This window comes from Ancylobacter sonchi, assembly GCF_018390695.1.
In the GTDB taxonomy this organism is placed as follows: Bacteria; Pseudomonadota; Alphaproteobacteria; order Rhizobiales; family Xanthobacteraceae; genus Ancylobacter; species Ancylobacter sonchi.
Genome location: NZ_JAHBGF010000020.1, coordinates 68,325 through 94,262 on the forward strand (window position 1 = coordinate 68,325; position 25,938 = coordinate 94,262).

Genomic DNA, 25,938 nt, shown 5'->3' on the forward strand with positions numbered 1-25,938 from the left:
AACCGCCGCCGCGACGACGAAAACGCCTGTTCATCGGCCGTTGGCTGACAGAGCCATCGGTCGGCATGTTCGGTTCGTTCGGCGACATAGGGCGTCCCGGCCACCATGGTTACCCTCTCCGAGCATAACCGAAACCGCCGACCCCGCCCAGATGAGTCGTGCGTCAGCTGCCCCGATAGGTCGAATAGCTCCAGGGGGTCATGACGAGCGGCACGTGGTAGTGGCCTTCGGGCTCGCCGATGGAAAAGCGGATCGGCACCCGGTCGAGGAAGGGGCGCTCGGGCAGCGCGAGGTCGCGTGCGGCGTAGTAGGGGCCGACATGGAAGACCAGCTCATAGGTGCCGATGCGCAGCGGCGCGCCGGCGAGCAGCGGCACATCGGTCCGTCCGTCGGTATTGGTGACGCGCTCGGCTAGCCGGGCGCGGGCGGAGGCGCCGATCTCGTAAAGCTCGACCTTCACCCCGGCGGCGGGCCCGCCCTTGTGGGTGTCGAGCACATGGGTGGACAGGCGGCCGGTGGTCGGCGGCGCGCCGGGCCCCTCGATCCGCTCGACGAGCCGCAGGCGAGTGATGTGGCCGATCTCGGCGAGCGCCGCCGCGACCTCTTCGTCCGGCGTGTTGCCGAGGCGGCTGTCGAAGGCGTCGAGCACCGCGTCCCGTGTCTGCCGGCGAGCGCAGATCACGAAGGGAAAGCCGAAGCGGGCGCGATAGGCGGCGTTGAGCACCTCGAAGCGGTCGAACTCGGCGTCGGAAAGTCGGTCGAGTCCGAGCCCCGCCTGTTCGGAGACCGATTCGGCGGTGATGGCGCCGGCCCTCGCGGCCTTGCCGGCGAGATCGGGATGGGCGGCGATGAGGGCGAGGCGCCCGGCCGCCGGGCGGGCCTCCACCGCCGCCATCAGCCCCTCATGCAGCGCGGCGAGAGTAGGAAACGGGCGGTGGGCGGCGGCGGCCTCGGCGACCCAGGGCGAATGCTCGAAGATGCCGTCGAGCGCGGCGACGAAGCCCGGCGCGTCCATGGCGTTGAGGGCGGCGAGCGTGATGGCGTCCATGGCGATCCTCAGGCGTGTGTCGGGTAGCGGAAGCGCTCGCCGGTGCGGTCGCGATCATAGACCGGCGCGCCGGCGACATAGGTGGTACGTACGGCGCGGTCGTCGCCGAGCGTCATCAGCACGAAGACCAGTTCCTCGATGCTGCGGCAATACTCGCTGCGGAAGGTGAGCAGCGGCGTCGCCTTCGGGTCGAGCACCACGATGTCGGCCTCGTAGCCGGGGGCGAGGCGGCCGAGCCGGTCGTCGAGGCAGAGCGCGCGGGCGCCGCCAAGCGTCGCGAGATAGAGGCCCTGCACGGCGTCGAGCTTGTGGCCGGTCAGCGCCGCGACCTTGTAGGCCTCGTTGAGCGATTGCAGCTGCGACAGCGAGGTGCCGCCGCCGACATCGGTGCCCAGCCCGACCTTGACCGGACGGCGGGGATCCACCGCCTCGAACAGCCGGAACAGGCCGGACCCGAGGAACAGGTTCGAGGTCGGGCAATGGGCGAGGCCGGCGCCGGCCTGGTGGCAGGTGCAGAAGTCGCCCTCATGCAGGTGCACGGCGTGGCCGAACATGGAGCGCGGCCCGACCAGCCCGGCATGAGCGTAGACGTCGAGATAGGAGGCACGCTCCGGGAACAGCTCGCGCACCCACTCGACCTCTCCGGGGTTCTCGCAGAGATGTGTCTGCAAAAACAATCCGTTAGATTTATTCAGCAGAGCGCCGGCGGCGTCGAGCTGGGCTTCGGTGCTGGTCGGGGCGAAACGGGGGGTGACGCAGTAGAGCTGCCGGCCACGCCGGTGCCAGCGGGCGATGAGCGCGGCGCTTTCGTCGAAGCCGCGCTGGGCGGTGTCGAGCAGCGGCGCCGGCGCGTTGCGGTCCATCAGCACCTTGCCGGCGATCATCCGGGTGTTGAAGCGCTCGGATTCGGCGAAGAAGGCATCTACCGAATGGGGATGCACGGTGCAGTAGACCATAGCGGTAGTGGTGCCGGCGCGCAGCAGCTCGCGCAGGAACAGGCCGGCGACGCGCTCGGCATGGGCGGCGTCGGCAAAGCTCATCTCGGTGGGGAAGGTGTAGGTGTCGAGCCATTCCAGCAGTTGCTCGCCGAAGGCGCCGATCATCTGCAGCTGCGGATAGTGCACATGGGCGTCGATGAAGCCGGGGACGATGAGGCCGGTGCGGTGATCGATGAGGCTGATGTCCGGCGAAAGGCTCGGTGCCAGCTCGGCATAGGGGCCGATGGCGGCGATGACGCCGTCCTCGATGACGATCAGCGCATCCTCGATGTGGTCGAGGCAGTCGCGCGACGGCGCGGCGAAGGGATCGCCCCTGAGGCTGAGGGCGGGGCCGCGTAGGGCGAGGCGCGTGCCGGTCATATAGTCTCCGCCGGCTCGGCCGGGATCAGGGCGTAGAGTTCGTCCGCCTTGAACGGGGTGGCGCGCAGCCGCACGCCGGTGGCGTCGAAGATGGCGTTGGCGAGCGCCGGCGCCACCGGATTGTAGGGGCTCTCGCTCATCGACTTGGCGCCGAGCGGGCCGAGAGTGTCATAGGTATCGGCAAAGAACACCTCGGTACGCGGCACATCGGCGAAAGTGGGGATGTGATAGCCGCGAAAGGTCGGGTTGGCGACGGCCCCCGCCGCGTCCACCAGCAGGTGCTCATACAGCGCCGCGCCGATCGCCTGGGCGACGCCGCCCTCTATTTGGCCGCGGCACTGCATCGGGTTGACCACCGTGCCGGCATCGGCAGCATGCAGCGAGCGCAGCAGCCGGATCTCGCCGGAGCGGCGGTGCACGGCGACCTCGAACCCCTGGACGTTGAAGGCGACCGAGCGGGGCGAGCCGTCGGCGCGCCCTTCCGCCTCCAGCGGGGCGAGATCGGCGAGCGGGATGCGCGCCGCGCCGGCGACGACATGCCCGCCCTCGACGCGGCAGTGATCGGTGACGGTGCCGGCGCGGGCGGCGGCCCGGGCGAGCAACTGCCCGAGCAGTTCCTGCGCAGCGCGCCTTGTGGCCTCGCCGGCGACCACCGTGCCGGTCGAGCCATAGGCGCCGGTATCATGAGCCACATGGTCGGTGTCGGACTGGCGGATGACGATGTCGGCGCCGGTGACGCCCAAAACGGTGGCGGCGATCTGCCCGTGCACGGTGGTGGTGCCGTTGCCGAATTCGGCGGTGCCGACCCTCAGCTCGAAGCGGCCTTCCGCGGTGAGCGCGATCCGGCTCATGCCGACATGGCCGCGCGGCGGCACGGTGTCGATCATCGACGCCGCCATGCCGCGCCCGACCAGCCAGTCCGGGCCCATATCCGGCTTCGGCGGGTCCTTCAGCGCCGCCTCGACGCTATCGAGGCACTGGTCGAGGCCGTAGGAGCCGAACTCGACATCGTGCGGGTGGTCGTCATAGGCGAGGAGCGCGTCTCCGGGCACGATGACGTTGCGCCGCCGCAGCGCGAACGGATCGATGCCGAGCCGGTGCGCCACCTCGTCCATCGCCGATTCCACCGCGAAGATGGTCTGGCTGAGGCCGTAGCCGCGAAAGGCGCCGCTCGGCGGGGTGTTGGTGTAGACGGCATAGCCATCCACCCGCTTGTTGGCGCAGCGATACAGGGTGAGGCACTCATTGGCGCCGTGGAACAGCACGCCGGGGCCGTGATTGCCATAGGCGCCGGTGTTCGACACCACCTTGAGGCCGAGCGCGGTCAGGGTGCCGTCCCGCTTCGCCCCGACCGTCACCTCGACGGTCATCGGGTGGCGGCAGGTGGAAGCGGCGAACTGCTCGGCGCGGGTATATTCCAGCTTCACCGGCCGGCCGGTCTTGAACACGGCGAGTGCCACGATGTCCTCGACCAGCATCTCCTGCTTGCCGCCGAAGCCGCCGCCGACCCGCTCGGTGACCACGCGCACCTGGTCGCGCGGCAGGCCGTACAGGCTGGCGAGCGCGTCGCGGGTGAGGAAGGGCGTCTGCGAGGAGGTGCGGATGACCAGCCGGCCCTCGGCATCGCGCCAGCCGATGGCGCCGTGGGTCTCCAGATGCGCGTGCTGGACCCGCTGGGTGGCGTAGCCTGCGGTGAAGACGAGGTCGGCGCCGGCGAGCCCGTCGGCCAGCGAGCCGATCTCGCCATGCAGCTCGGCGACGATGTTGCGGGTTGGGTTGGCGATGCGGGAGGCGGCCGGCTTGTCGTGCAGCACCGGCGCGCCGGGGGCCATCGACTCCACCGGATCGAACACGGCGGGCAACAGCTCGTACTCAACGCGGATCAGCGCGCAGGCGGCCTCGGCGACCGCCTCGCTCTCGGCGACCACGGCGGCGACGCGCTGGCCGACATGGCGGATCACCGGATCGAGCACGCTTGTGTCGTCGACATCGTCGGTGACGTGGTGGTGGCGGGCGGTGGAGAACAGCGCCGCCGGCGCGTCTTCATGGGTGAGCACCGCGATCACGCCGGGCAAGGCGCGCGCGGCGGCGGCGTCGATGGCGACGATCCGCGCATGGGCGTGCGGCGCGCGCAGGATCTTCATATGCGCGAGACCGGCGAGCTCGCCCTCCGGCGCGACATCCATGGTGTAGCGGGCGCGGCCGGTGACGACCGCCGGGCCGGCGGGGGCCGGCAGGCTGCGGCCGAAGCCGGCCCCGGCGATGTCGGCCTCGACATGGGCGATGCCGTCCACCGCGTCGGCGATGGCGCGATAGCCGGTACAACGGCACAGATTGCCCTTCAGTGCCTGCGGCAGGTCGCGACGCTGCGCCTGGTCGAGCGCGGCGGCGGTCATCACCATGCCCGCCGTGCAGAAGCCGCACTGATAGCCCTGGGCGTCGAGGAAGGCCTGCTGCATCGGGTGGAGCGCGCCGCCCTCGTCCAGCCCCTCGATGGTGGTGACGCGGGCGCCCTCGGCGCGGAAGGCGGGGTAGAGGCAGGAATGCACCGGCCGCCCGTCGACATGCACGGTGCAGGCGCCGCAATCGCCGGCGTCGCAGCCCTTCTTGACGCCGAACCAGCCGAGCTCGCGCAGCAGGGTGCGCAGGCACTGGCCGGGACGTGGCGCGGCGGCGACCTCCCGGCCGTTGACGACGAGGTTCATGGGGCGATTCATGGGGCGGCCTCCAGCAGCTCGGCGTGGATCTCCCCGGCGAACAGGCGGGTCATGTGGCGCCGCCAGTCGGGCCGTCCGTGGACGTCGTCATAATACAGCGCCTGCGGGATCGCGTCGGCGAGCCGGGCGTCGAGCGCGACGCGGTCCGGCGGCGTCGGAAAATCCAGCCGCAACGGCCGCCTTGTCGCCGCCGTCACCGTCAGCTGGAAGCTGCCGTCGCGGCCGAGCGTGCCGATCAGCAGCACGCCGGAGCGGCCGAGCGGGGTCAGCGAGGCCCGGCGGAAGGCGACGCGCCGGGCGAGCGCCGCCGCCGGCACTTCGAGGCCGCGCAGGCACTCGCCGGGCGCGAGCGCGGTGTCGCGCGGGCCGCGCACCAGCTCCGGCACCGACAGAAGCCGCTCGCCGCCCCCGGCGGTCCAGACGAGGCAGCGCGCATCGAGCGCGGTGGCGAGCGAGATCATCGGCCCCGCCGGCAGGCCGAGGCAGATATTGCCGCCCACCGTCGCCATGTTCCACACCTTGAACGAGGCGAGGAAGGCGCGGCAGCACTCGCCGATCAGCGGCGCCGCCGTCCAGCCGGCCGGCGCCTCGAAGGCGTAGAGCTCGGCGATGGTGCAGGTGGCGGCGATGTCGAGCCCGCCGGGGCCGGCCACCAGCGGCGTCCAGTCGAGCCCCGGCAGGTCGATCAGCCGGGTGAGCCCCGGCTGCGGTTCGGAAAACAGGAAGGTGCCGCCGCCGAGGAAGGCGTCGCCGGCCCGGGGCTGGCCGATCTCGCCGCGCCGGCGCGGGCGCTGCACATCGGTGACGGTGTTGATGTCCATGACGCCGCTGCCTCAGCCGCGGGCTATGGTGCACTCGATCTGGCCGTGCGGCTCGTCGGTGGGGATGAACACCTGCCCGTCGAAGGCGCGGTCGAACGGCGACAGATCGATGGGCAGATAGTGCTTGTTGGGGCAGGCGATGCTGATCTCGGCGATCTCCGGCACCGCCGCCAGCATCGCCTCGCCCATGAGGTAGAGCGTGTTCTGCACGCCCGGGCTGTAGGTAGTGGCGAATACCTTCAGCGCCTCGGCGAGCGCGGTGGCGTTTGCCTGAGCATAGGAGGCCGGTGCCGCGGACCAGCGCCAGCTGGCCTCCATCGCGGTGGCGAACAGGCGGTCGGCGGTCGGCTTCAGCGTGGTCGCCTCGTCGAACCAGTAGTCCTCCCAGCCGGAGGCGGTGGTCTTCAGGAAGGTGAAGCCGGCAACGCCGGAGGCGAGGGTCGCGCCGTCGCGGGAGGCGGTGAGCTTCACGAAGGGACGGCCATTGCCGTCGAGCACGAAGGAATGGTCGTGCGGGGCGCCGTCGACGGCGATGCGCGCCCATTTGGTCTCGCTGGCGGTGATCTCCACCGTGTCGACATGGTCGTAGCGGTCGAGGAAGTACTGGGCGAGCACCCGGCAATAGTCCTCGTTGTCGAGGCCGACATTGTCGCGGGCGACGATGTTGACGATGTTCTTGATCGAATCGGTGGCGATGACGCTGCGGTTGTCGCCCTCGGTATAGGCGGCCTCGAACGCGCCGGTGAGCATGCACTGGACCGTCAGCTCGCGCACCTCGTGGCGGGGCGTGTCGCGCTGGACGCGCATGATGCGCACGCGGCCCTTGCCGTAGCTGTTGCGGATCAGCGGCATGTCGGTCTCCCTTGCTTCGGCCCCGGCACGGGCGAAGCAATGCTCATGCCGGTACCGTGCGGTCTCCTGCGTCGCGACGCACTGGGAGGCAGCTTTGGCGATTGCGGGCGCGCCCGCAATGCGCAAACGCAAAATGCCGCAGGCGGGTGGTCATTATGTGGGCGGTCGTTTCCGCCGCCCGCATGTGACGTCGCGAAGGATCAGGGTGCCTTCAGCGGATAGGTCGTGCCGGTGAGCCGGTGGAACACGGCGGCGATCACCACCAGGCTGACCGAGCCGATCAGCACCGGCATCACCAGGAAGCCCCAGCTCGGGTCGGCGGCGAACACCAGCAGCGGGTCGGCGCCGGCCGGCGGGTGGGTGACGCGCAGCAGCGCCATCAGCGTGATGGCGAGGCCGACGGCGAGCGCCGCCGCCCACCACGTGCCCGGCAGCACCATGTGCAGGGCAATGGCGACCGCGCTCGACAGCACATGGCCGCCGACCACGTTCATCGGCTGCGACAGCGGGCTGCCCGGCACCGAGAACAGCAGTACGCAGCTGGCGCCGAACGGCGCCATGAGCAGCGGCACGCCGGCATGCAGGCTGAAGGCGCCGGTGACGCCGATGGCGGCGAGGCCACCGAGGCCGGCCAGCATGGCGATGTGCGGCCGGTGCGGCGGCTGATGGCGGACGAAGAAATGACGCATGATGTCTGCCCCGGTGGGGCTCCTGACGTAGGAGGCGCCCGGCCGCTCGGAGCCGGCGGGCTGCCCGGAAGGATCGGTGCGTGCGATCTCGCGGGGGATCGGCGTTGGCGGCGCGTCCCGTTCTGCGGCGGGGGCCGTCTCGCCTGTTGTCTGCGCCGATCGGTACAGGCGCGGCCCGGCTACCGTCAAGCCCGGGGCGATGACAGGCGCAACCAAGATCGGGTGGCGCGTGCCGGCGGAAAGGCGCAGAGGGGAGGCTGCCCGACATTCCGGGGCCATCCGGCCCCTCCGAGGAGACATGCCGCCATGAACGCAGAACACCCGGCTTCCGCCCCCGTCGCGGCCCTCCGCGCGCCGTTCCGGCTCGACGGACGGGTGGCGCTCGTCACCGGCTCGGCGCGCGGGCTCGGCTTCGAGATGGCGAAGGCGCTGGCGCTGGCCGGGGCGCGAGTGGCGATCAACGGGCGTGATACCGGCCGGCTCGCCGCCGCGGCGCAGGCGCTGACCGCGTCGACCGGCGGCGAGGTGGAGGCGCTGGCCTTCGACGTCGCCGACCGCGCGGCGGCCTCGGCGGCGATGGAAGGGCTGCATGCGCGCCACGGCCGGCTGGACATCCTCGTCAACAATGTCGGCGCCCGCGACCGGCGCGCCCTGAAGGACTTCACGGCGGAGGACGCCGAGCGGCTGCTCGCCACCGACCTGCTGGCGCCGATGCTGCTGGCGCGGCAGGCGGCCGGCTACATGGTGGCGCAGGGGCATGGGCGGCTGATCACCGTCACCTCCATCGCCGGGCAGGTCGCCAACCGCAACGACCCGGTCTACACCGCCGCCAAGGCCGGGCTGGCCGGCCTGATGCGGGCGATGGCGGTCGATTATGCCCGCGACGGCGTGACCAGCAACGCCATCGCCCCCGGCATGTTCGCCACCGAGACCAATCAGGGGCTGGTGGACGACGCCGCCTTCTCCGCCTTCGTCGACGTGCGGGTGCCGCTGGGCCGCTGGGGGCGGCCGCACGAGATCGGCGCGGCGGCGGTGTTCCTCGCCTCCGACGAGGCCTCCTTCGTCAACGGCCACGTGCTGGTGGTCGATGGCGGGCAGACCGTGCGCATGTAGGACATGCGTCGCCCGCTCTCGACGTCGCGCCCCGGCCGCTCCATACAGCGCCGGCCCGGATGGCGAGAGAGGAAACGACATGCCCGGATTCAGCGATCAGCTTCGCGACGACAACATCGAGAACTGGAACGCCGCGACACATCATCGTTTCGTCGACGAGATCTTTCGCGGCGCGGTGACTGATGACGCGATGCGCCGCTATCTCGTGCAGGACTACCAGTTCATCGACCGTTTCGTCGCGCTGATCGGTGCCGCCATCGCCACCGCCGACCGCTTCACGTCGCGGGTGCGCTTCTCGCAATTCGCCGCGATGATCACCAGCGATGAGAACACCTATTTCCTGCGCGCCTTCGACCGGCTCGGCGTGCCGGCGGAAGAGCGCGACGCGCCGGCGCTGACCGCGCCGACCCGCGCCTTCCGCGACTTGATGGCGGAAGCGGCGCGCGAGCGCAGCTATGCCGGCTGTCTCGCCGTGCTCTGCGTCGCCGAATGGCTGTATCTCGACTGGGCGGACCGGCCCGACGCGCCGCTGCCGGACGACTTCGTCCATGCCGAGTGGATCACCCTGCACAACAATGATGGTTTCCGTGCCTTCGTGAGCTGGCTGCGCACCGAGCTTGATCGCGCCGGAGCGGCGGCGAACGAAGAAAGCCGGGCCCGCGCCGCCGATCTATTCCGTCGCGCCGTCGCCTGCGAACGCGAGTTCTTCGATCACGTCTACGACAGCGGCACGTGAACGACACCCGACAATAGAATCATCTCAGGCTCGGTTGTGTTCGACGAAAAGAACAATTTTGTTCCAGAAACGCCGCAACGGTTTCGGAATTCGCGAAAGCCAGCGCGTGCAATAGTTCGGCGGCCTCACTGCATCGCTTTGAAGCAGAATTTACCACCGAACGGAGCGGTCACCATCAGGGGTGCTCAAGCCGCGGATCAACTAGCGCGAGTGACGTTAGGCGAGCCGGATGCCGCCAGTCCCGGGGGATCTATTTCACGATGAGAAAGATTTTTCACGGTTTTGCTTGTTGACGTTTCTTGCAGAGGTGTTACATCGAATCAAAGCTATTATGGAGAAATACGATGTCTGGCACTGAAGATTCGTCGGTGGATTATCTCGGTCTCACGGCGGATGTGGTTGCCGCTTTCGTCGGCAACAATTCCGTCCCGGCGTCGGAGTTGCCTGACCTGATCGCGAAGGTGCACACCGCACTGCTTCGCCTCAACACCCCGGCCCCCGTCGTCGTCGAAGAAGTGCTGAAGCCCGCCATTCCGGTGAAGAAGTCGGTGACCCCGGAGTTCATCGTCTGCTTGGAGGACGGGCTGAAGTTCAAGTCGCTGAAGCGGCACCTGCGCACGAAGTACAACATGACCCCGGAAGAGTATCGGGCGAAGTGGGGCCTGCCGAACGACTACCCGATGGTCGCCCCGAGCTATGCCGAGGCGCGCTCCAACCTCGCCAAGAAGATGGGCCTCGGCCAGCAGCGCAAGAAGCCGGCGCCGGTGGCGCCCGCCAAGCCGCGCGGCCGCGCCAAGAAGGTGGCCGCCTGAGCGAACCGCCCGGGCGGTTCGATCGCCTGGATGCCGCCTATTCGCGGCGAGACGATATGAGTTCAGCGGCCGGGCGATTGCCCGGCCGTTGCTTTTTTGGCGGTCGCCACGAAGGTTTGGCACCGGCTCGCACGGGATTGATTGTACCGGCATAGTTTTGCCGGCTCGTTGGCGCGGCGTTGCTTGCGCGGGTGTTACGTACGCGGATGTTTCTTGCGCGGGTGTTGCTTGCGCCGAGGATACTCGCGCGGGATCAGATACTCGCGCGGGATCAGTCGTGCCGGATCATCGGCGCGGGGCGACATGTTCCGGCCGGAAGCCGAGGCCGATCAGGCGGCCGGCGAGATGGGCGAGCACCGGCCAGCGGGCGATCGCCTTGAGGAAGCCCGGCGGCCCGCTGCGGTTGGCGCTCTTCGGCTTGTTCGGATTGCGCCGCATCATCAGCTGGATCTTCTGCGTCGCCCAGGTGGGAAAACGCCGCCGCGCCTCCACCGCCGCGAGATCGGCATCGGCCAGCCGCCCGGCCTTCAGCGGCGCCGCGAGGCGGTTGGCCGCCGCCACCGCGTCCTGGATGGCGAGGTTTACTCCGACGCCGCCGATCGGCGACATGGCATGCGCTGCATCGCCGATGCAGATCAATCCCGGACGCCACCAGCGCGTCAGCCGGTCGATGCGCACGCTGAGCAGGTGGATGTCGTCCCAGGAGGCGATCTCGCCGGCTCGTTCGGCCGGCAGCGGCGAAATGGCGGCGACGGCGGCGCGGAACGCGTCGAGCCCCTGCGCCTTCACGTCAGTGAAGCTGCCTTTGCGTACCACATAGCCGCATTGCCAGTAATCGCCGCGGTCGATGAGCACGAAACCTTGCCGCGGGCCGGCATGCGCCATCGCCGGCACGGGATCGTCGGGCCGACGTGACAGCCGGAACCACAGGACATCGCTCGGGCTGCCGAATTGCGTCACCTCGAGCCCGGCGAGCCCGCGCACCCGCGAGCCGCGCCCGTCGGCGCCGACGGTGAGCGCGGCGCGGATCGCGCGCTCGCCCTCGGGCGTGCGGATGACGAGGCCGTTCACCCGGCCGGCCTCCTCGACGAGGCCAGTCACCTCGGCGTTCATGACGAGCCGGAAGCCGGGATGGCGGCTCGCCTCGCGGGCGAGGAAGGCCAGGAAATCCCATTGCGGCATGAAGGCGATGAAGCGCGAGCGCACCGGCAGCCGCGAAAAATCGGCGAGGGTGACGTCGGCGCCGGCGATCTCGGCATGCAGGGTCGGCGCCCGGGTGTGCGGCAGCTCCAGCAGCGCCTCGGCGAGGCCGAGCTCGTGCATCACCTCCAGCGTCGAGGGGTGGATGGTGTCGCCGCGAAAATCGCGCAGGAAATCGCCGTGCTTTTCCACCAGCGTCACCGCGAGCCCGGCGCGGGCCAGCAGCAGCGCCAGCATCAGGCCGGCCGGGCCGGCCCCGGCGATGACGCAGTCGGTGTCGGGGTCGTTGCGGTGGGGCGCGGGCATGGCGACGGCTCTCTGGCGGGCGGCAGGGCGAGATGGGCGGGGATGCCGCCGCGCGGTCGCGGCGCGAAGGCCGCTTATGCATTGGCAGGGGCGGCGCTCATGTCTACACATATGCATCAGGGCCGCGCGCGGGCAAGGCACGTGGGCGAGCACGCGGGGCAAGGTGCCGGGACGCGCGGCGTCTGGAGGAGTGGTTCGGGAGTGGCTGCCGGAGTGAGCGTTTCCGCCAAGGCCGTGGCGCCGGCCGAGCCGACCACGCTGCACCAGCGCATCCGCGCCGATCTAGAGGGCAAGATCCTCTCCGGCGAATGGAAGCCCGGGCATCGCATTCCCTTCGAGCACGAGCTGATGGCGCATTATGGCTGCGCCCGCATGACGGTTAACAAGGTGATTGCCGGGCTGGTGGCGGCCGGCCTGATCGAGCGGCGCCGGCGGGCGGGCTCCTTCGTCATCGAGCCGCGCATCCAGTCGGCGGTGCTGGAGATTCCCGACCTCGCCAACGAGATCGCCGCGCGCGGCGAGACCTATGGCTACCGCCTGCTGTCGCGGCGGGTGCGCGGCGCCGGCGGCACCGATCCGGCCGAGAGCGGCATGACGGCCGGCGAGGGGGTGGTGGAACTGCGCTGCCTGCATCTCGCCAATGGCCGGCCGCTGGCGGTGGAGGACCGGCTGATCGCGCTCGCCGTGGTGCCGGAGGCGGCGGAGGTGGATTTCTCGCACACCGCGCCGGGCTCCTGGCTGCTCGGCCATGTGCCGTGGACGGCGGCCGAGCACCGCATCTCGGCGCTGGGCGCCGGCACGCGCGAGGCGCGCGAGCTCGACGTCGCCAAGGGCACGCCGTGCCTGTGCCTGGAGCGACGCACCTTCCGCGCCGAGCAGACCATCACCTATGCGCGCCAGCTGTTCCGCGGCGACGCCTACAACCTCGTCGCCAATTTCTCGCCCAAGGGGTGAGGGGCGGGTGCCGCTCAGGCGCTCGCCGGCCGGAACCGGACCAGGAAGAATTCTGCGGGACCGTCGGGGAAGAGCGTCGCTTCCCCGTCGAGAAAGGCGGCATCGTCGCGGCCGAGCACCGTGCGCGTGTCGCCGGCGGCGAGGGCGAGGCCGTCGCTGCGGCTGATCACCAGCGTTACCGCGCCGTCCGGCGCTATTTTCACCGTCTCTGAGGTGGCGAAGCGGGTGAGGAGGTGGGCGAAGACGCCGCGCCGGCTCATCACGTTGAGGTCGCGCACCGGGCCGCCGAGCAGCCGCGCGGACACGGCGATGTCGGCGGGAAAGGCCAGAGGCGGGCCGGCGCGGGTGACGAGGGCCTCGCCGGTTCCCTCGCCTGTCGCCTCGTTCATGCCCTCAATGGCGAGGCCGACCCCTTCGCCGTCGAGGATCGCCAGCGTGCGGTCGATGCCGTCGAAGCGGGAGAACGGCCCGTCCTCCGCGACATCGGCCATGCTGACGCGCCAGTCGAAATCGCCGAGCCCGGCGCCCGGCGGGAACACCGCGATCTCGGTGGTCGAGCCGGCGCCGTTCTTCCAGCGCATCACCCGGTGATCGGCGGCGCGCAACACCCGGATCATCGGCGACCCCATGGCGGGCTCAGCCGAGGATGCCGGGCAGGTCGAGCTGGTGCTCGCGGGCGCAGTCGATGGCGATCTGGTAGCCGGCATCGGCATGGCGCATCACGCCGGTGGCCGGGTCGTTCCACAGCACGCGGGCGAGGCGGGCATCGGCGTCCGCCGTGCCGTCGCAGCAGATCACCATGCCGGCATGCTGCGAGAAGCCCATGCCGACGCCGCCGCCATGGTGCAGCGACACCCAGGTGGCGCCGGAGGCGGTGTTGAGCAGGGCGTTGAGCAGCGGCCAGTCGGAGACGGCGTCGGTGCCGTCCTGCATCGCCTCGGTCTCGCGGTTGGGCGAGGCGACCGAGCCACTGTCGAGATGGTCGCGGCCGATGACGATGGGGGCCTTCAGTTCGCCCTTGCGCACCATCTCGTTGAAGGCGAGGCCGAGCCGGTGGCGGTCGCCGAGGCCGACCCAGCAGATGCGCGCCGGCAGGCCCTGGAACTGGATGCGCTCGCGCGCCATGTCCAGCCAGTTGTGCAGGTGGGCATTGTCGGGGATCAGCTCCTTCACCTTGGCGTCGGTCTTGTAGATGTCCTCCGGGTCGCCCGAGAGCGCCGCCCAGCGGAATGGGCCGATGCCGCGGCAGAACAGCGGGCGGATATAGGCCGGCACGAAGCCGGGGAAGTCGAAGGCGTTGGCGACGCCCTCTTCCAGCGCCATCTGGCGGATGTTGTTGCCGTAGTCGACGGTCGGGATGCCGGCATGGCAGAAGTCGAGCATCGCCTTCACATGCACCGCCATCGAGGCCTTGGCGGCCTTGGCGACGCCCTTGGGGTCGGCCTGCTTGCCGTCCTCCCACTGCTCCAGCGTCCAGCCGATCGGCAAATAGCCGTTGACCGGATCGTGGGCGGAGGTCTGGTCGGTGACGATGTCCGGCTTGATGCCGCGCTTCACCAGTTCGGGGAGGATCTCGGCGGCGTTGCCGAGCAGGCCGACCGAGAGCGGCTTGCCCTCGGCGCAGGAGCGCTCGATCATCACCAGCGCCTCGTCGAGGCTGGTGGTCGAGGTGTCGAGATAGCCGGTGCGCAGGCGGAAATCGATGGAGGAGGGGCGGCACTCGACGGCGAGGCAGCTCGCCCCGGCCATGGTGGCGGCCAGCGGCTGGGCGCCGCCCATGCCGCCGAGGCCGCCGGTGAGGATCCACTTGCCCTTCAGCGAGCCGCCGAAATGCTGGCAGCCCATCTCGACGAAGGTCTCGTAGGTGCCCTGCACGATGCCCTGGGCGCCGATATAGATCCAGGAGCCGGCCGTCATCTGGCCGTACATCATGAGCCCCTTCTTATCGAGCTCGTTGAAGTGCTCCCAGGTGGCCCAGCGCGGCACCAGGTTGGAATTGGCGATCAGCACCCGCGGCGCGTCCTTGTGGGTGCGGAACACCCCGACCGGCTTGCCGGACTGCACCAAAAGCGTCTGGTCGGCGTCGAGCTTGCGCAGGCTCGCGACGATGCGGTCGAAGCTCTCCCAGTCGCGCGCCGCCCGGCCGATGCCGCCATAGACCACCAGCTCGCCGGGCTTCTCGGCGACGTCGGGGTCGAGATTGTTCATCAGCATGCGCAGCGGCGCCTCGGTGAGCCAGCTTTTCGCCGTGAGCTCGGTACCGCGGGCGGCGCGGACGGTGCGGGAATTGTCGATGCGGGTCATGGAGAGCTCCTCAGGCGTGCGAGCGTGCGAAGGCAAGGCACGCCTCGAAGATGGCGACGAGCGCGGAACGGACGGGGGCAGCGTAGGCGGGATCATAGGGCGCCGGCCAGTTGTCCGGGCCGACGGGGCCGGCCGGGTCCGGCATGTAGGTGCGGCAGGCGAGCTCCATCTGCACCGCATGCACGCCGCGTTCCGGCGCGCCGTAGTGGCGGGTGATGTAGCCGCCCTTGAAGCGGCCATTGCTGACGCGCGAGAAGGCGGTGGCGTCGCAGATCGCCTCGACGGCGGTCTGCAGCGCCGGCGCACAGCTGGCGCCGGAATTGGTGCCGATGTTGAAGTTCGGCAGCGTGCCCTCGAACAGGCGCGGGATCACCGAGCGGATCGAGTGGCAGTCATACAGCACCACCGTGCCGTGGACGGCGCGGGCATGCTCGATCTCCGCCGACAGGGCGGCGTGATAGGGATCGAAATACGCCGCGCGGCGGGCGGCGACGTCCGGGCCCTTGCCGGGCTGGTAGAGCGGCTCGCCGTCGAAACTGGTGGTCGGGCACAGCTCGGTGGTCGCCTGCCCCGGATAGAGCGAGACGCCGGAGGGATCGCGGTTGACGTCGATGGCGGTGCGGGAGATCGCGGTGCGCACCACGCTGGCGCCCATGCCGGCGGCGAAGTCGTAGAGCTGCTCGATCCACCAGTCGCAATCCTTGCGCGCCAGCCAGGGCGAGACGAGGTCGCCGGCGATCGCGTCGGGGAGGTCGGTGCCGGTGTGCGGCAGCGAGACGACGAGCGGGGCGGTGCCGCGAATGACGGTGAGGAAGTCGGGGTGGGTCATGCCGCTCACTCCCCGCTGATGGCCGGCAGCAGGCCGGCGGCCAGCGCGGCGATGGCGCCGGAGCGGATGAGCGCGTTCGCCACCTCCATGTCGGGGGCGAAATAGCGGTCGTCGTCGAGATGCGGCACCTCGGCGCGCAGGGTGGCGCGCACCGTCTCGAGCACCGGCGAGGAGGCGAGCGGCTGATGGAAGTCGCAGCCCTGCGCGCCGGCCAGCAATTCGATGCCGATCACCGCCACCGCGTTCTCCACCATGCCCAGCAGGCGGCGGGCGCCGTGCGCGGCCATGGAGACGTGATCTTCCTGGTTCGCCGAGGTGGGGATGGAATCGACGCTGGCCGGATAGGCCTTCTGTTTGTTCTCCGAGACCAGGGCGGCCGCCGTCACCTGCGGGATCATGAAGCCGGAGTTGAGGCCGGGCTTGGGGGTGAGGAAGGCCGGCATGCCCGACAGCGCCGGATCGACCAGCATGGCGATGCGCCGTTCGGCCAGCGAGCCGATCTCGCACACGGCGAGGGCGATCATGTCGGCGGCGAAGGCCACCGGCTCGGCGTGGAAATTGCCGCCGGACAGGGCGACGCCGTCCTCGGCGAAGATCAGCGGGTTGTCGGAGACGCCGTTGGCCTCGGTCTCCAGCGTGGTGGCCGCCTGTCTGAGCACGTCGAGCGCCGCGCCCATCACCTGCGGCTGGCAGCGCAGGCAATAGGGGTCCTGCACCCGCTCGTCGCCGACGAGATGCGAGGCGCGGATCGCCGAGCCGGCCATCAGGCGGCGCAGCGCGTCGGCGGTCTCGATCTGGCCCTTATGCCGGCGCAGCGCGTGGATGCGCGGATCGAAGGGCGCGTCGGAACCGCGCGCCGCATCGGTGGAGAGCGCGCCGGTGACCAGCGCCGAGCGGTAGAGGTTCTCCGCCTCGAACAGCCCGGCCAGCGCGTTGGCGGTGGAGAACTGCGTGCCGTTGAGCAGAGCGAGGCCTTCCTTCGGCCCGAGATCGACCGGCTTCAGGCCGGCATCGGCCAGCGCGACAGCGGCCGGCAGGCGGGTGCCGTCGACGAAGATCTCGCCGACGCCGATCAGCGTGGTGGTCATGTGCGACAGCGGGGCGAGGTCGCCGGAGGCGCCGACCGAGCCCTGGCAGGGCACCACCGGGGTGAGTCCCTTCGCCAGCATGGCTTCCAGCAGCGCCAGCGTCTTCGGCTGGATGCCCGACGCGCCCTGCGCGAGGCTGGCGAGCTTCAGCGCCATCATCAGCCGCGCGACGGGGATCGGCATCGGCTCGCCGACGCCGGCGGCGTGCGACAGCACGATGTTGCGCTGGAGCGTGGCGAGGTCGGCATCGCCGATGCGTACCGTGGCGAGCTTTCCGAAGCCGGTATTGATGCCGTAGACGGGTTCGCCCTTGGCCAGGATGTCGGCGACCGCCTTGGCGGAGCGTTCCACCGCCGGCAGGCAGGCGGCATCGAGCCGGGCGCTGGCGCCGCGATAGATGGCGCGCCACTCCGCGAGGGGGACGGCGCCGGGCTTCAGGACGATCTCGCTCATTTCCCCCTCCACACCCGCGCATGAAGCGGGTTGAAACCCATGCGGTAGACCAGCTCGGCCGGGCGCTCGATGTCCCAGATCGCGAGGTCGCACTGTTTGCCGGCCGCGAGCGTGCCGATGCTGTCGAGCCGGCCCAGCGCGCGGGCGGCCTCGCGCGTCACCCCGGCGAGGCACTCGTCCACCGTCAGGCGGAACAGCGTCGCTCCCATGTTCATGGTGAGCAAGAGCGAGGTGAGCGGCGAGGTGCCGGGATTGCAGTCGGTGGCCAGCGCGATCTTTGTGCCGTGCGCGCGGAAGAGATCGACCGGCGGCAGCTTCGTCTCGCGGATGAAGTAGAAGGCGCCGGGCAGCAGCACCGCCACCGTGCCGGCCTTCGCCATGGCGCTCGCGCCGTCGGCGTCGGTGTGCTCGAGATGGTCGGCGGAGAGCGCGCCGAACTCGGCCGCCAGCTTCGCGCCGTGCAGGTTGGAGAGCTGGTCGGCATGCAGCTTCACCGGCAGGCCGAGCTCGCGGGCGGCAACGAACAGGCGGGCGACCTCGTCCGGCGAGAAGGCGATGCCCTCGCAGAAGGCGTCGACGGCGTCGGCGAGCTTCTCGGCGGCGATGCGCGGCAGCAGGGCGATGACCTGATCGATATAGGTGGCCTTGTCGCCCTTGGCCTCCGGCGGCAGCGCGTGGGCGCCGAGATAGGTCGTGGCGACCGAGACCGGGCGGGCCTGCCCGAGGGCGCGGGCGGCCCGGAGGCTCTTCAGCTCGGCCTCGTCGGACAGGCCATAGCCGGACTTCACCTCGACGGTGGTGACGCCCTCGGCGATCAGCGCGTCGAGCCGGCGCAGCGCTGCGGCGACGAGATCGGCCTCGCTGGCGGCCCGTGTGGCCTTCATGGTGGAGACGATGCCGCCGCCGGCGCGGGCGATCTCCTCATAGGAGGCACCGGCGAGCCGCAGCTCGAATTCATGCGCGCGATCGCCGCCGAAGACGAGATGGGTGTGGCAGTCGATCAGTCCCGGCGTGATCCAGCGGCCCTCGACGTCGATGGTCTCCGCCGCCTCGAAGGCGGGCGCCTCGGCGGCCGGGCCGGCATAGAGAATGCGGCCGTCCGCCGCCGCGATCAGGCCGTCCTCGACGATGCCGAGCCCCGGCCGGGCCTCGTCGAGGGTGGCGAGGCGGGCACCGCGCCAGATACGCTCGCATCTCATGTCCGGAGGCCTCGCTAAGTCGTGGGCGTCGTCGTCGGGCAAAGTCGTTGGCAAGGGCGTCAATATGTATATACATAAATTGGACAAGGGCGGCTTGTCCATATCGAATCTGCGAAAGGCGACGCGATGACGGTGTTGTGGTGCGGCAGTGTGCTGCTTCCCGCGGGTTGGGCAAGCGATGTGCGTCTCACTCTGGCCGGCGGTCGCATCGCCGGGATCGCCGTCGGCGTGGCGCCGGAGCGCGGCGACGAGCGGCACGCGGTGGTGATTCCCGGCCTGCCGAACCTGCACAGCCACGCTTTCCAGCGGGCGATGGCCGGGCTCACCGAGGTACGCGGCCCGGAGGGCGACAGTTTCTGGACCTGGCGCGACCAGATGTACCGCGCCGTCGACCGGCTCGATCCCGAGGATGTCGAGGCCATCGCCGCGCTCGCCTATGTCGAGATGCTGGAGGCCGGCTTCACCCGCGTCGGCGAGTTCCACTACCTGCACCACGACCGCGACGGCACGCCCTATGCCGATGTCGGCGAACTCTCGCACCGCATCGCCGCCGCGGCGGGCGCGACCGGCATCGCGCTCACCTTGCTGCCGGTGTTCTACGCCCATGGCGGCTTCGGCGGGCAGGCGCCGGGCCACGGCCAGCGGCGCTTCCTCAACGATGTCGAACGCTTCGGCCGGCTGATGGAGAGCGCGGCGCGGGCGCTGGCGCCGCTGCCCGATGCGGTGCTCGGCCTCGCGCCGCACAGCCTGCGCGCCGCGACGGCGCAGGAGATCGCCGCCATCCTGCCGCTGACCGCCGGGCCGATCCACATCCATGTCGCCGAGCAGGTGAAGGAGGTGGAGGACTGCCTCGCCTTCTCCGGCACCCGGCCGGTCGACTATCTCTACGACCACGCGCCGGTGGATGAGCGCTGGTGCCTGATCCACGCCACCCACATGACCGAGGCGGAGACCGTGCGGCTGGCGGCGAGCGGCGCGGTGGCTGGGCTGTGCCCGATCACCGAGGCCAATCTCGGCGACGGCATCTTCCCTGGACGGCGCTTCGCGGAAGCAGGCGGCCGCTATGGCGTCGGCTCGGATTCCAATGTGCGGATCGACGCGGCGGAAGAGCTGCGGCTGCTGGAATATTCCCAGCGGCTCAGCGAGCGGGCGCGGAATGTGATGGCGCTCGAGCCGGGCGCCTCCACCGGGCGGCGGCTGTTCGACGCGGCGCTGGCGGGCGGCGCGCAGGCGCTGGGTGCCGAGGCGGGCATCGCGCTCGGCCGGCCGGCCGACCTCGTCAGCTTTGACGCCGGCACGCCGTCGCTGCATGGCAAGCGGGGCGACGCGCTCCTCGACGGCTTCATCTTCGCCGGCGGCGCGCCGGTCGATGCGGTGTGGCGCAACGGCGCCAAGCTGGTCGAGGGCGGGCGCCACCAGGCGCGGGCGACGGTTGAGGCCGGCTACCGGCGGGTGCTCGACAAGCTGGCGGGCTGAGCCCGCCGCTTCCGGGGTCGCCCCAATCTTGTATTTGGTATACATCAAATCGGAGTGGAGGACGCTCCGATGCGCAACGACGAACAGGCGGCAATGTCCGCCGCCCCGAATCAGGCTGGCGCCGCGAATCTTGCCGGCGCCACGCGCGACTACCGGATCAGCGCCCGTCGCAAGGAGAGTGAGATCATCACCTCCTTCGAGCTGACGCCGCTCGACGGCGCCGCCCCGCCGCCGCATGTCGCCGGGCAGTATCTGACGCTATTCGCCGACATTCCCGGCCTCGGCGAGGCGAAGCGCAACTACACCATCTCTACCGCGCCGAATGGCGATCATCTGCGCGTCTCGGTGAAGCGCGAGCCGCACGGCCAGGTGTCGCGCTGGCTGCACGACACCGCGCAGATCGGCACGCGGCTGGCGATCGCTCCGCCGGCTGGTACCTTCGTGCTGCCGGCGACCCGCGAGCGACCGATCGTGATGGTGAGCGGCGGCGTCGGCCTGACGCCGATGATCGCCATGCTGGAGGCGTTGGCGGCGGAGAAGGCCGATGTGCCCGTGCATTTCGTCCACTGCGCCCGCGACGGCGCGGTGCATGCCTTCGGCGGGCATGTGAAGGAGCTGGTGGCGGCGTTGCCCAACGCCCGCGCCACGATCTTCTACAGCCGACCCCGGCCTCAGGACCGGCAGGTCACGGATTTCGACGTCGCCGGCCGGGTGACGCTCGACTGGCTGAAGGCTGAGACGCCGCTCGGCACGGCGGACCTTTATGTCTGCGGCCCGCTCGACTTCCTGCGCGCGCTGGTGCCGGCGCTGGCCGGCGCCGGTGTCGAGGCCGGACGGCTGCATTACGAATTCTTCGGGCCGGTCGAGGACCTGTTCGACGAGGCGGGCGGCGCGACAGCGGCGGTGCCGGCGACCGGAGGGACGGCGATGGACTATCAGGCGACCGCCGCGGGCGGCTTCACCCGCGAGGAGATCGGCGACGGCCTGCTCGACAGTGCCGCCGACGCGGTGGTGGCGAGCGACCGCGACGGGCGGATCGTGGTGTGGAACGCCGGTGCCGCGCGCATCTTCGGCTTCTCGGAGGCCGAGGCGCTCGGCCAGTCGCTCGACATCATCATCCCCGAGCCGTTCCGCGCCCGCCACTGGGAGGGTTATGCCGAGACCGTCGCCAGCGGCAAGAGCCGCTACGGCGCCGGCGACCTGCTCGCCGTGCCCGGCCTTACCAGGGACGGACGGCGCATCTCGCTCGAATTCACCATCGTGCTGCTCAAGGATGCGGCAGGGGAGGTGCGTGGCATGGCCTCGGTGCTGCGCGACGTCACCCGCCGCTTCGAGGAGACGCGGGCGCTGAAGAAAGAGCTGGCGGCGCTGAAGGGCGGCTGACGGCCGCACCTGCCGGTTGCGGCCCGAGGCTTGCTTCGCAGGGCGGGATGTCCCACTGCGTGGTCCCGATGTTCCGTTGCCGTTCGCCGTCGAGTTCGATGATGACACCTTGCCATGCCGGCTGATCCGGGACTGAAGATCGTCATCGTCGACGAGAGTCCGCTGCGCGCCGCCGTGCTCGACGAGGGGCTGCGCGAGGCGGGCTACGTCAACGTGATCTGCCTGCCCGAGCGGCACAATTTGCTGGCGCGGCTGCACGCCATCGACCCCGACGTGATCATCATCGACCTGGAGACCCCCTCGCGCGACGTGGTGGAGCAGATGTTCCAGGTGAGCCGCGAGGTGAAGCGGCCGGTGGCGATGTTCGTCGACCAGTCGGATTCTTCGACCATCGAGGCGGCGATCGACGCCGGCGTCTCCGCCTATATCGTCGACGGGCTGAAGAAGGAGCGGGTGAAGCCGATCCTCGACATGACCATCAGCCGCTTCCGCGCCTTCGCCAGGCTGCGCGAGGAGCTGGAGCAGACCAAGACCCAGCTCGAGGAACGCAAGACCATCGACCGCGCCAAGGGCATCCTGATGCGGCTGAAGGATCTCGACGAGGCCACCGCCTATGCGCTGATGCGGCGCACCGCGATGAACGAGAAGAAGCGGCTCGTCGACATCGCCCAGTCCATCATCACCGCGGCGGACCTGCTGAAATGAGACGGCAATCATGAGACGGCTCGCCATCGGCTTCATCCCGCTCACCGACGCCGCGACGCTGATCGCCTGTGCCGAGCGCGGCTTCGCCACCGCCGAGGGGCTGGAGATCGACCTGCACCGCGAGGTGTCCTGGGCCAATATACGCGACCGGCTGAATGTCGGCCTGCTCGACGGCGCGCACATGCTGGCGCCACTCGCCATTGCCTCCTCGCTCGGCCTCGGCCATGTGCGGGTGCCGCTGGTCGCCGCCTTCGCGCTGAACCTGAATGGCGGCGCCATCACCGTGGCGCCGGAGCTGCACGCCGCCCTGGCGGCGACCGGCGAGGACCTGGCGACCGGCGCCGGCACGGCGCGCGCGCTCGGTGAGGTGGTGCGGCAGCGGGCGGCGGCGGGGGGCGAGCAGCTCACCTTCTCCTCGGTCTACAGCTTCTCCACCCACACCTATGCGCTGCGCCACCTGATGGAGGCCGGCGGCCTCGATCCCGACCGCGACGTGCGCCTCGTGGTGGTGCCGCCCTCCTACACGGTGGAGAATCTGCGCTCGGGGCTGATCCACGGCTTCTGCGTCGGCTCGCCGTGGAACAGCGTGGCGGTGGAGGCCGGGGTCGGGCGCATCGCGCTGCTCGGCACCGAATTGTTCGCCCGCGCGCCGGAAAAGGTGCTCGGCGTGCACGCACGCTTCGCCAATGCCGAGCCGGACGTGCTGCGCCGGCTGATCCGCGCGCTGGAGGCGGCGGCGCGCTGGTGCGAGGCGGGCGAGAACCGCGCCGACCTCGTGCGCCTGCTGGCCGAGCCGCGCTTCCTCGGCGTGAGGGCCGACATCATCGAGCGCACGCTGACCGGCCGGCCGGATGTCGGCCCCGGCGGTGCCGCGCGCAGCGATCCGGATTTCCTGGTGCTGCATCGCGGCGGCGCGACACGGCCGGATCCGCGCCACGCGCTGTGGATCTACGCGCAGATGGTGCGGGCCGGCCAGGCCGGCTACGCGGTGGACGCCGCGCGCGAGGCGCAGGCGGTCTATCGGCCCGATCTCTACGACGCCGCGCTGGGGATCACCGCCCGGCCGCCGGCCGAGGATGGCGACCCGGTCGGCACGCGTTTCGGCGAGCCGTTCGACCCGGAGGATGTCGAGGCCTATCTGGCGCGGCTTGGCAGGAACTGAGCCGCTGCGGCGGATTCTTAGCCGGATGCGCGAAATATCCGCATGCAATGAGGTGTTTTGCTCACTATTTGAGCGTGTGCAATAAGGTATAGAAATACCTTTCTGTAAATATTCTTGTCTAGTAAGTCATTGATTCTGTTTGCAATTATTCGCCTTTAGTCATGCTTTTGCAGAATTGGCACGATTTATGTATGTTTAATCTCACCGTTCGATCAACGACGATCACGGTTTCCCGATTTCCGCCCAGCGATGGGTTGCAGCAAAGCCGCTGCCTGCAAGACGGATCTTCTCCGTCGCTGCCGTGGCTTGCCTGTGTTTCATCGCCGCGCTCGGAAATGGGCGCGGCTCTCAAAAAATCGACTTCCGAGAGGCACGTTCATGACCGACCGCATTGTGGCCGACCGTCCGAAATCCGTCCTCGCCTCCGCCGGCACCGGCGTTTCCCGCCGCTCCTTCCTCAAATCCAGCGCCGCCACCTTTGGGGCAGCCGCGCTCATGGAGAGCGTGCGGCTGGCCTTCCCCGGCGGCGTGCCCTTCGCCCATGCCGCTGCGCCTGAGACCACCAAGGCGGTGCTCGGCTATATCGCGCTCACCGATGCCGCGCCGCTGATCATCGCCAAGGAAAAGGGGCTGTTCGCCAAATACGGCATGCCCGATGTCGAGGTGGCGAAGCAGGCCTCCTGGGGCGCCACCCGCGACAATCTCGTGCTCGGCGGCGAGGCCAACGGCATTGACGGCGCGCACATCCTCACCCCGATGCCGTATCTTATCTCCACCGGCAAGGTGACGCAGAACAACGTGCCGACGCCGATGTACATCCTGGCGCGGCTCAATCTCGACAGCCAGGGCATCTCGGTCGCGCAGGAATATGCCGGGCTCAAGGTGACCGCCGACGCCGCGCCGCTGAAGGAGGCCTTCGCCGCCAAGAAGGCGGCCGGCAAGGACGTGAAGGTCGCCATGACCTTCCCGGGCGGCACGCACGATCTGTGGATCCGCTACTGGCTGGCCTCCGCAGGCATCGACCCCGACAAGGACGTCTCCACCATCGTGGTGCCGCCGCCGCAGATGGTGGCGAACATGAAGGTCGGCAACATGGACGCCTTCTGCGTCGGCGAGCCGTGGAACGAGCAGCTGGTCAACCAGGGCATCGGCTTCACCGCCTGCACCACCGGCGAGATCTGGAAGCACCACCCGGAAAAGGCGCTCGGCATGCGCGCCGCCTGGGTCGACAAGAACCCCGGCGCCGCGCAGGCGATCCTGATGGCGGTGATGGAAGCCCAGCAATGGTGCGACGCCATGGCCAACAAGGACGAGATGGCGCAGATCCTCGGCCGTCGGCAGTGGTTCAACGTGCCGCCCAAGGACGTGCTCGGCCGGCTGAAGGGCGACATCAATTACGGCGACGGCCGCGTCGCCAACGGCACCGACCTCTACATGAAGTTCTGGCAGGACCACGCCTCCTACCCGTTCAAGAGCCATGACGCCTGGTTCGTCACCGAGGACATTCGCTGGGGCAAGTTCGAGCCGTCGACCGACGTCAAGGCGCTGGTCGACAAGGTGAACCGCGAGGACATCTGGCGCGCGGCGGCCAAGCAGCTCGGCGTCGCCGCCGCCGATATCCCGGCCTCGGCCTCGCGCGGCAAGGAGACGTTCTTCGACGGCAAGGTGTTCGATCCCGACAACCCGTCGGCCTATCTCGCCAGCCTCGGCATCAAGCGCATCGCCTGAGCCTTCGCCGGTTCCGGCGGCGGCGCCGCCAGACCCATCCGATGCCTCGACCTTCTCGATCCGGGAGCCTCGCATGTCCATTACCGCATTGAAGAGCGAGGCCGTGGTCTCGCCGTCCACACCTAAGGGCGCGAGCGCCCCGGCCAAAGGCGCGGAGATCGTGCGGCTGGCACCGTCCCGCCCGACGCCGCGCACCAATCGTTTCGCCGGCTATGCGCATCGTGTGTCGGTGGCGGTCGTGCCGCCTTTGGTGGTGCTGCTGGCCCTGCTCGGCATCTGGGAGCTGCTGTGCTCCGGCTCCGGCGCCACGCTGCCGCCGCCCTCCACCATCTGGCAGGAATCCTACGACCTGATCGTCAACCCGTTCTTCGTCAACGGGTCGCAGGACATCGGCCTCGGCTGGCGGGTGCTGGTCTCGCTGCAGCGCGTCGCCATCGGCTTCGGCCTCGCGGCGGTGGCGGGCATCCTGCTCGGCGTGATCGTCGGCCAGTCGGTCTGGGCGATGCGCGGGCTCGATCCGATCTTCCAGGTGCTGCGCACCGTGCCGCCGCTCGCCTGGCTGCCGATCGCGCTGGCGGCGTTCCGCGACTCGAATCCCTCGGCGATCTTCGTGATCTTCATCACCGCCATCTGGCCGGTGATCATCAACACCGCGGTCGGCGTGCGCAACATCCCGCAGGACTACCGCAACGTCGCGAAAGTCTTGCGGCTCAACCCGCTGGAATTCTTCGTGAAGATCATGCTGCCCTCGGCGGCGCCCTACATCTTCACCGGCCTTCGGATCGGCGTCGGCCTGTCCTGGCTCGCCATCGTGGCGGCGGAGATGCTCACCGGCGGCGTCGGCATCGGCTTCTTCATCTGGGACGCGTGGAACTCCTCGCGCCTGTCCGACATCATCGTGGCGCTGGTCTATATCGGCGTGGTCGGGTTCATCCTCGACCGCCTCGTCGCCGGCATCGGCGCCTTCGTCACTCGCGGCACCGCCGCAGCCTGAAGGAGGGGAAG

At 69.9% G+C, this 25,938-nt stretch carries 22 protein-coding genes; 10 read left to right on the forward strand and 12 right to left on the reverse strand.

Translation table 11 applies throughout. The annotated features are described in order from the left end of the window. Positions 1–163: 163 nt before the first annotated feature. The 6 genes from uraD to KHC28_RS11010 all read right to left on the reverse strand — a co-directional run bounded on the left by uraD (position 164) and on the right by KHC28_RS11010 (position 7,485). Positions 164–1,048 (reverse strand): 2-oxo-4-hydroxy-4-carboxy-5-ureidoimidazoline decarboxylase, encoded by an 885-nt coding sequence (gene uraD / locus KHC28_RS10985; protein ID WP_214008403.1) that lies wholly within the window; start codon positions 1,046–1,048, stop codon positions 164–166. An 8-nt stretch (positions 1,049–1,056) separates the two neighbouring features. Continuing rightward, positions 1,057–2,406, reverse strand: a complete 1,350-nt coding sequence (gene guaD / locus KHC28_RS10990; protein WP_214008404.1) for a guanine deaminase — start codon at positions 2,404–2,406, stop codon at positions 1,057–1,059. Further along, entirely contained in the window at positions 2,403–5,111 is a 2,709-nt protein-coding gene (locus KHC28_RS10995) for a molybdopterin-dependent oxidoreductase (RefSeq protein ID WP_214009008.1), read from the reverse strand. Before KHC28_RS10995 ends, guaD begins: the two co-directional genes overlap by 4 nt. An 8-nt stretch (positions 5,112–5,119) precedes the next feature. Further along, positions 5,120–5,944 carry an FAD binding domain-containing protein gene (locus KHC28_RS11000; protein ID WP_214008405.1) on the reverse strand — a complete coding sequence of 275 codons (825 nt, stop codon included), beginning with the start codon at positions 5,942–5,944 and terminating at the stop codon, positions 5,120–5,122. 12 nt (positions 5,945–5,956) lie between these two features. Further along, on the reverse strand, positions 5,957–6,796 hold the full coding sequence (pucL, locus tag KHC28_RS11005) for a factor-independent urate hydroxylase (protein WP_214008406.1): 840 nt from the start codon (positions 6,794–6,796) through the stop codon (positions 5,957–5,959). Between the two features lie 200 nt (positions 6,797–6,996). Next, positions 6,997–7,485: an HPP family protein gene (locus KHC28_RS11010; protein WP_214008407.1), complete on the reverse strand. Its 489-nt coding sequence runs from the start codon at positions 7,483–7,485 to the stop codon at positions 6,997–6,999. Between the two features lie 306 nt (positions 7,486–7,791). Here KHC28_RS11010 and KHC28_RS11015 point away from each other — a divergent pair, with 306 nt between their 5' ends. The 3 genes from KHC28_RS11015 (at position 7,792) to KHC28_RS11025 (ending at position 10,146) form a co-directional block, all read left to right on the forward strand. After that, on the forward strand, positions 7,792–8,598 hold the full coding sequence (locus tag KHC28_RS11015) for an SDR family oxidoreductase (RefSeq protein WP_214008408.1): 807 nt from the start codon (positions 7,792–7,794) through the stop codon (positions 8,596–8,598). A gap of 79 nt (positions 8,599–8,677) precedes the next feature. After that, the gene (locus KHC28_RS11020; RefSeq protein ID WP_214008409.1) at positions 8,678–9,334 is read left to right on the forward strand and encodes a TenA family protein; all 657 of its coding nucleotides are present in this window, start codon (positions 8,678–8,680) and stop codon (positions 9,332–9,334) included. 344 nt (positions 9,335–9,678) lie between these two features. Beyond that, a complete protein-coding gene (locus KHC28_RS11025) occupies positions 9,679–10,146 on the forward strand; it encodes a Ros/MucR family transcriptional regulator (RefSeq protein ID WP_214008410.1) in 468 nt (155 codons plus the stop codon). Between the two features lie 285 nt (positions 10,147–10,431). Here KHC28_RS11025 and KHC28_RS11030 read toward each other — a convergent pair whose 3' ends face one another. Then, positions 10,432–11,652, reverse strand: coding sequence for an FAD-dependent oxidoreductase (locus KHC28_RS11030; RefSeq protein WP_214008411.1), 1,221 nt, complete (start codon positions 11,650–11,652; stop codon positions 10,432–10,434). A 213-nt stretch (positions 11,653–11,865) separates the two neighbouring features. Between KHC28_RS11030 and hutC the strand changes: the two genes are divergently transcribed. After that, positions 11,866–12,606: a histidine utilization transcriptional repressor HutC gene (gene hutC, locus KHC28_RS11035; RefSeq protein ID WP_312893163.1), complete on the forward strand. Its 741-nt coding sequence runs from the start codon at positions 11,866–11,868 to the stop codon at positions 12,604–12,606. A gap of 14 nt (positions 12,607–12,620) precedes the next feature. Here hutC and KHC28_RS11040 read toward each other — a convergent pair whose 3' ends face one another. The 5 genes from KHC28_RS11040 to hutI are packed head-to-tail and all read right to left on the reverse strand — an operon-like array spanning position 12,621 to position 18,479. Further along, positions 12,621–13,220 (reverse strand): HutD/Ves family protein, encoded by a 600-nt coding sequence (locus KHC28_RS11040; protein WP_214009010.1) that lies wholly within the window; start codon positions 13,218–13,220, stop codon positions 12,621–12,623. 22 nt (positions 13,221–13,242) lie between these two features. Beyond that, positions 13,243–14,910 carry a urocanate hydratase gene (gene hutU / locus KHC28_RS11045; protein WP_214008412.1) on the reverse strand — a complete coding sequence of 556 codons (1,668 nt, stop codon included), beginning with the start codon at positions 14,908–14,910 and terminating at the stop codon, positions 13,243–13,245. Positions 14,911–14,920: 10 nt separating this feature from the next. Next, the gene (hutG, locus tag KHC28_RS11050; protein WP_214008413.1) at positions 14,921–15,739 is read right to left on the reverse strand and encodes an N-formylglutamate deformylase; all 819 of its coding nucleotides are present in this window, start codon (positions 15,737–15,739) and stop codon (positions 14,921–14,923) included. A gap of 5 nt (positions 15,740–15,744) precedes the next feature. Next, a complete protein-coding gene (gene hutH / locus KHC28_RS11055) occupies positions 15,745–17,280 on the reverse strand; it encodes a histidine ammonia-lyase (protein ID WP_214008414.1) in 1,536 nt (511 codons plus the stop codon). Beyond that, on the reverse strand, positions 17,277–18,479 hold the full coding sequence (gene hutI / locus KHC28_RS11060; protein ID WP_214008415.1) for an imidazolonepropionase: 1,203 nt from the start codon (positions 18,477–18,479) through the stop codon (positions 17,277–17,279). The genes hutH and hutI overlap by 4 nt, the downstream gene beginning before the upstream one ends. Positions 18,480–18,605: 126 nt before the next feature. On the opposite strand from hutI, the gene KHC28_RS11065 reads away from it, so the two are divergent. The 6 genes from KHC28_RS11065 to ntrB all read left to right on the forward strand — a co-directional run bounded on the left by KHC28_RS11065 (position 18,606) and on the right by ntrB (position 25,927). Beyond that, complete coding sequence (locus KHC28_RS11065; protein WP_214008416.1) at positions 18,606–19,955, forward strand: formimidoylglutamate deiminase; 1,350 nt, start codon at positions 18,606–18,608, stop codon at positions 19,953–19,955. 69 nt (positions 19,956–20,024) lie between these two features. Beyond that, a complete protein-coding gene (locus KHC28_RS27865) occupies positions 20,025–21,338 on the forward strand; it encodes a PAS domain S-box protein (protein WP_214008417.1) in 1,314 nt (437 codons plus the stop codon). A gap of 114 nt (positions 21,339–21,452) precedes the next feature. Further along, on the forward strand, positions 21,453–22,043 hold the full coding sequence (locus KHC28_RS11075; protein ID WP_214008418.1) for an ANTAR domain-containing response regulator: 591 nt from the start codon (positions 21,453–21,455) through the stop codon (positions 22,041–22,043). 10 nt (positions 22,044–22,053) lie between these two features. Beyond that, a complete protein-coding gene (locus tag KHC28_RS11080) occupies positions 22,054–23,205 on the forward strand; it encodes a CmpA/NrtA family ABC transporter substrate-binding protein (protein ID WP_214008419.1) in 1,152 nt (383 codons plus the stop codon). A gap of 378 nt (positions 23,206–23,583) precedes the next feature. Next, positions 23,584–24,933 carry a CmpA/NrtA family ABC transporter substrate-binding protein gene (locus KHC28_RS11085; protein WP_214008420.1) on the forward strand — a complete coding sequence of 450 codons (1,350 nt, stop codon included), beginning with the start codon at positions 23,584–23,586 and terminating at the stop codon, positions 24,931–24,933. 73 nt (positions 24,934–25,006) lie between these two features. Further along, on the forward strand, positions 25,007–25,927 hold the full coding sequence (ntrB, locus tag KHC28_RS11090; RefSeq protein WP_214008421.1) for a nitrate ABC transporter permease: 921 nt from the start codon (positions 25,007–25,009) through the stop codon (positions 25,925–25,927). The last annotated feature ends 11 nt before the right edge of the window (positions 25,928–25,938 follow it).

Excerpts from the sequence above, each read along its gene's own strand:
- hutI (WP_214008415.1), bottom strand. The coding sequence starts at position 18,479 with ATGAGATGCGAGCGTATCTGGCGCGGTGCCCGCCTCGCCACCCTCGAC.
- ntrB (WP_214008421.1), top strand. The coding sequence starts at position 25,007 with ATGTCCATTACCGCATTGAAGAGCGAGGCCGTGGTCTCGCCGTCCACA.
- KHC28_RS11075 (WP_214008418.1), top strand. The coding sequence starts at position 21,453 with ATGCCGGCTGATCCGGGACTGAAGATCGTCATCGTCGACGAGAGTCCG.
- guaD (WP_214008404.1), bottom strand. The coding sequence starts at position 2,406 with ATGACCGGCACGCGCCTCGCCCTACGCGGCCCCGCCCTCAGCCTCAGG.
- KHC28_RS11030 (WP_214008411.1), bottom strand. The coding sequence starts at position 11,652 with ATGCCCGCGCCCCACCGCAACGACCCCGACACCGACTGCGTCATCGCC.
- KHC28_RS11085 (WP_214008420.1), top strand. The coding sequence starts at position 23,584 with ATGACCGACCGCATTGTGGCCGACCGTCCGAAATCCGTCCTCGCCTCC.
- KHC28_RS11080 (WP_214008419.1), top strand. The coding sequence starts at position 22,054 with ATGAGACGGCTCGCCATCGGCTTCATCCCGCTCACCGACGCCGCGACG.
- KHC28_RS11020 (WP_214008409.1), top strand. The coding sequence starts at position 8,678 with ATGCCCGGATTCAGCGATCAGCTTCGCGACGACAACATCGAGAACTGG.
- KHC28_RS11000 (WP_214008405.1), bottom strand. The coding sequence starts at position 5,944 with ATGGACATCAACACCGTCACCGATGTGCAGCGCCCGCGCCGGCGCGGC.
- KHC28_RS27865 (WP_214008417.1), top strand. The coding sequence starts at position 20,025 with ATGCGCAACGACGAACAGGCGGCAATGTCCGCCGCCCCGAATCAGGCT.
- hutH (WP_214008414.1), bottom strand. The coding sequence starts at position 17,280 with ATGAGCGAGATCGTCCTGAAGCCCGGCGCCGTCCCCCTCGCGGAGTGG.
- KHC28_RS11025 (WP_214008410.1), top strand. The coding sequence starts at position 9,679 with ATGTCTGGCACTGAAGATTCGTCGGTGGATTATCTCGGTCTCACGGCG.
- KHC28_RS10995 (WP_214009008.1), bottom strand. The coding sequence starts at position 5,111 with ATGAACCTCGTCGTCAACGGCCGGGAGGTCGCCGCCGCGCCACGTCCC.
- KHC28_RS11065 (WP_214008416.1), top strand. The coding sequence starts at position 18,606 with ATGACGGTGTTGTGGTGCGGCAGTGTGCTGCTTCCCGCGGGTTGGGCA.
- uraD (WP_214008403.1), bottom strand. The coding sequence starts at position 1,048 with ATGGACGCCATCACGCTCGCCGCCCTCAACGCCATGGACGCGCCGGGC.
- hutU (WP_214008412.1), bottom strand. The coding sequence starts at position 14,910 with ATGACCCGCATCGACAATTCCCGCACCGTCCGCGCCGCCCGCGGTACC.
- KHC28_RS11015 (WP_214008408.1), top strand. The coding sequence starts at position 7,792 with ATGAACGCAGAACACCCGGCTTCCGCCCCCGTCGCGGCCCTCCGCGCG.
- pucL (WP_214008406.1), bottom strand. The coding sequence starts at position 6,796 with ATGCCGCTGATCCGCAACAGCTACGGCAAGGGCCGCGTGCGCATCATG.
- KHC28_RS11010 (WP_214008407.1), bottom strand. The coding sequence starts at position 7,485 with ATGCGTCATTTCTTCGTCCGCCATCAGCCGCCGCACCGGCCGCACATC.
- hutG (WP_214008413.1), bottom strand. The coding sequence starts at position 15,739 with ATGACCCACCCCGACTTCCTCACCGTCATTCGCGGCACCGCCCCGCTC.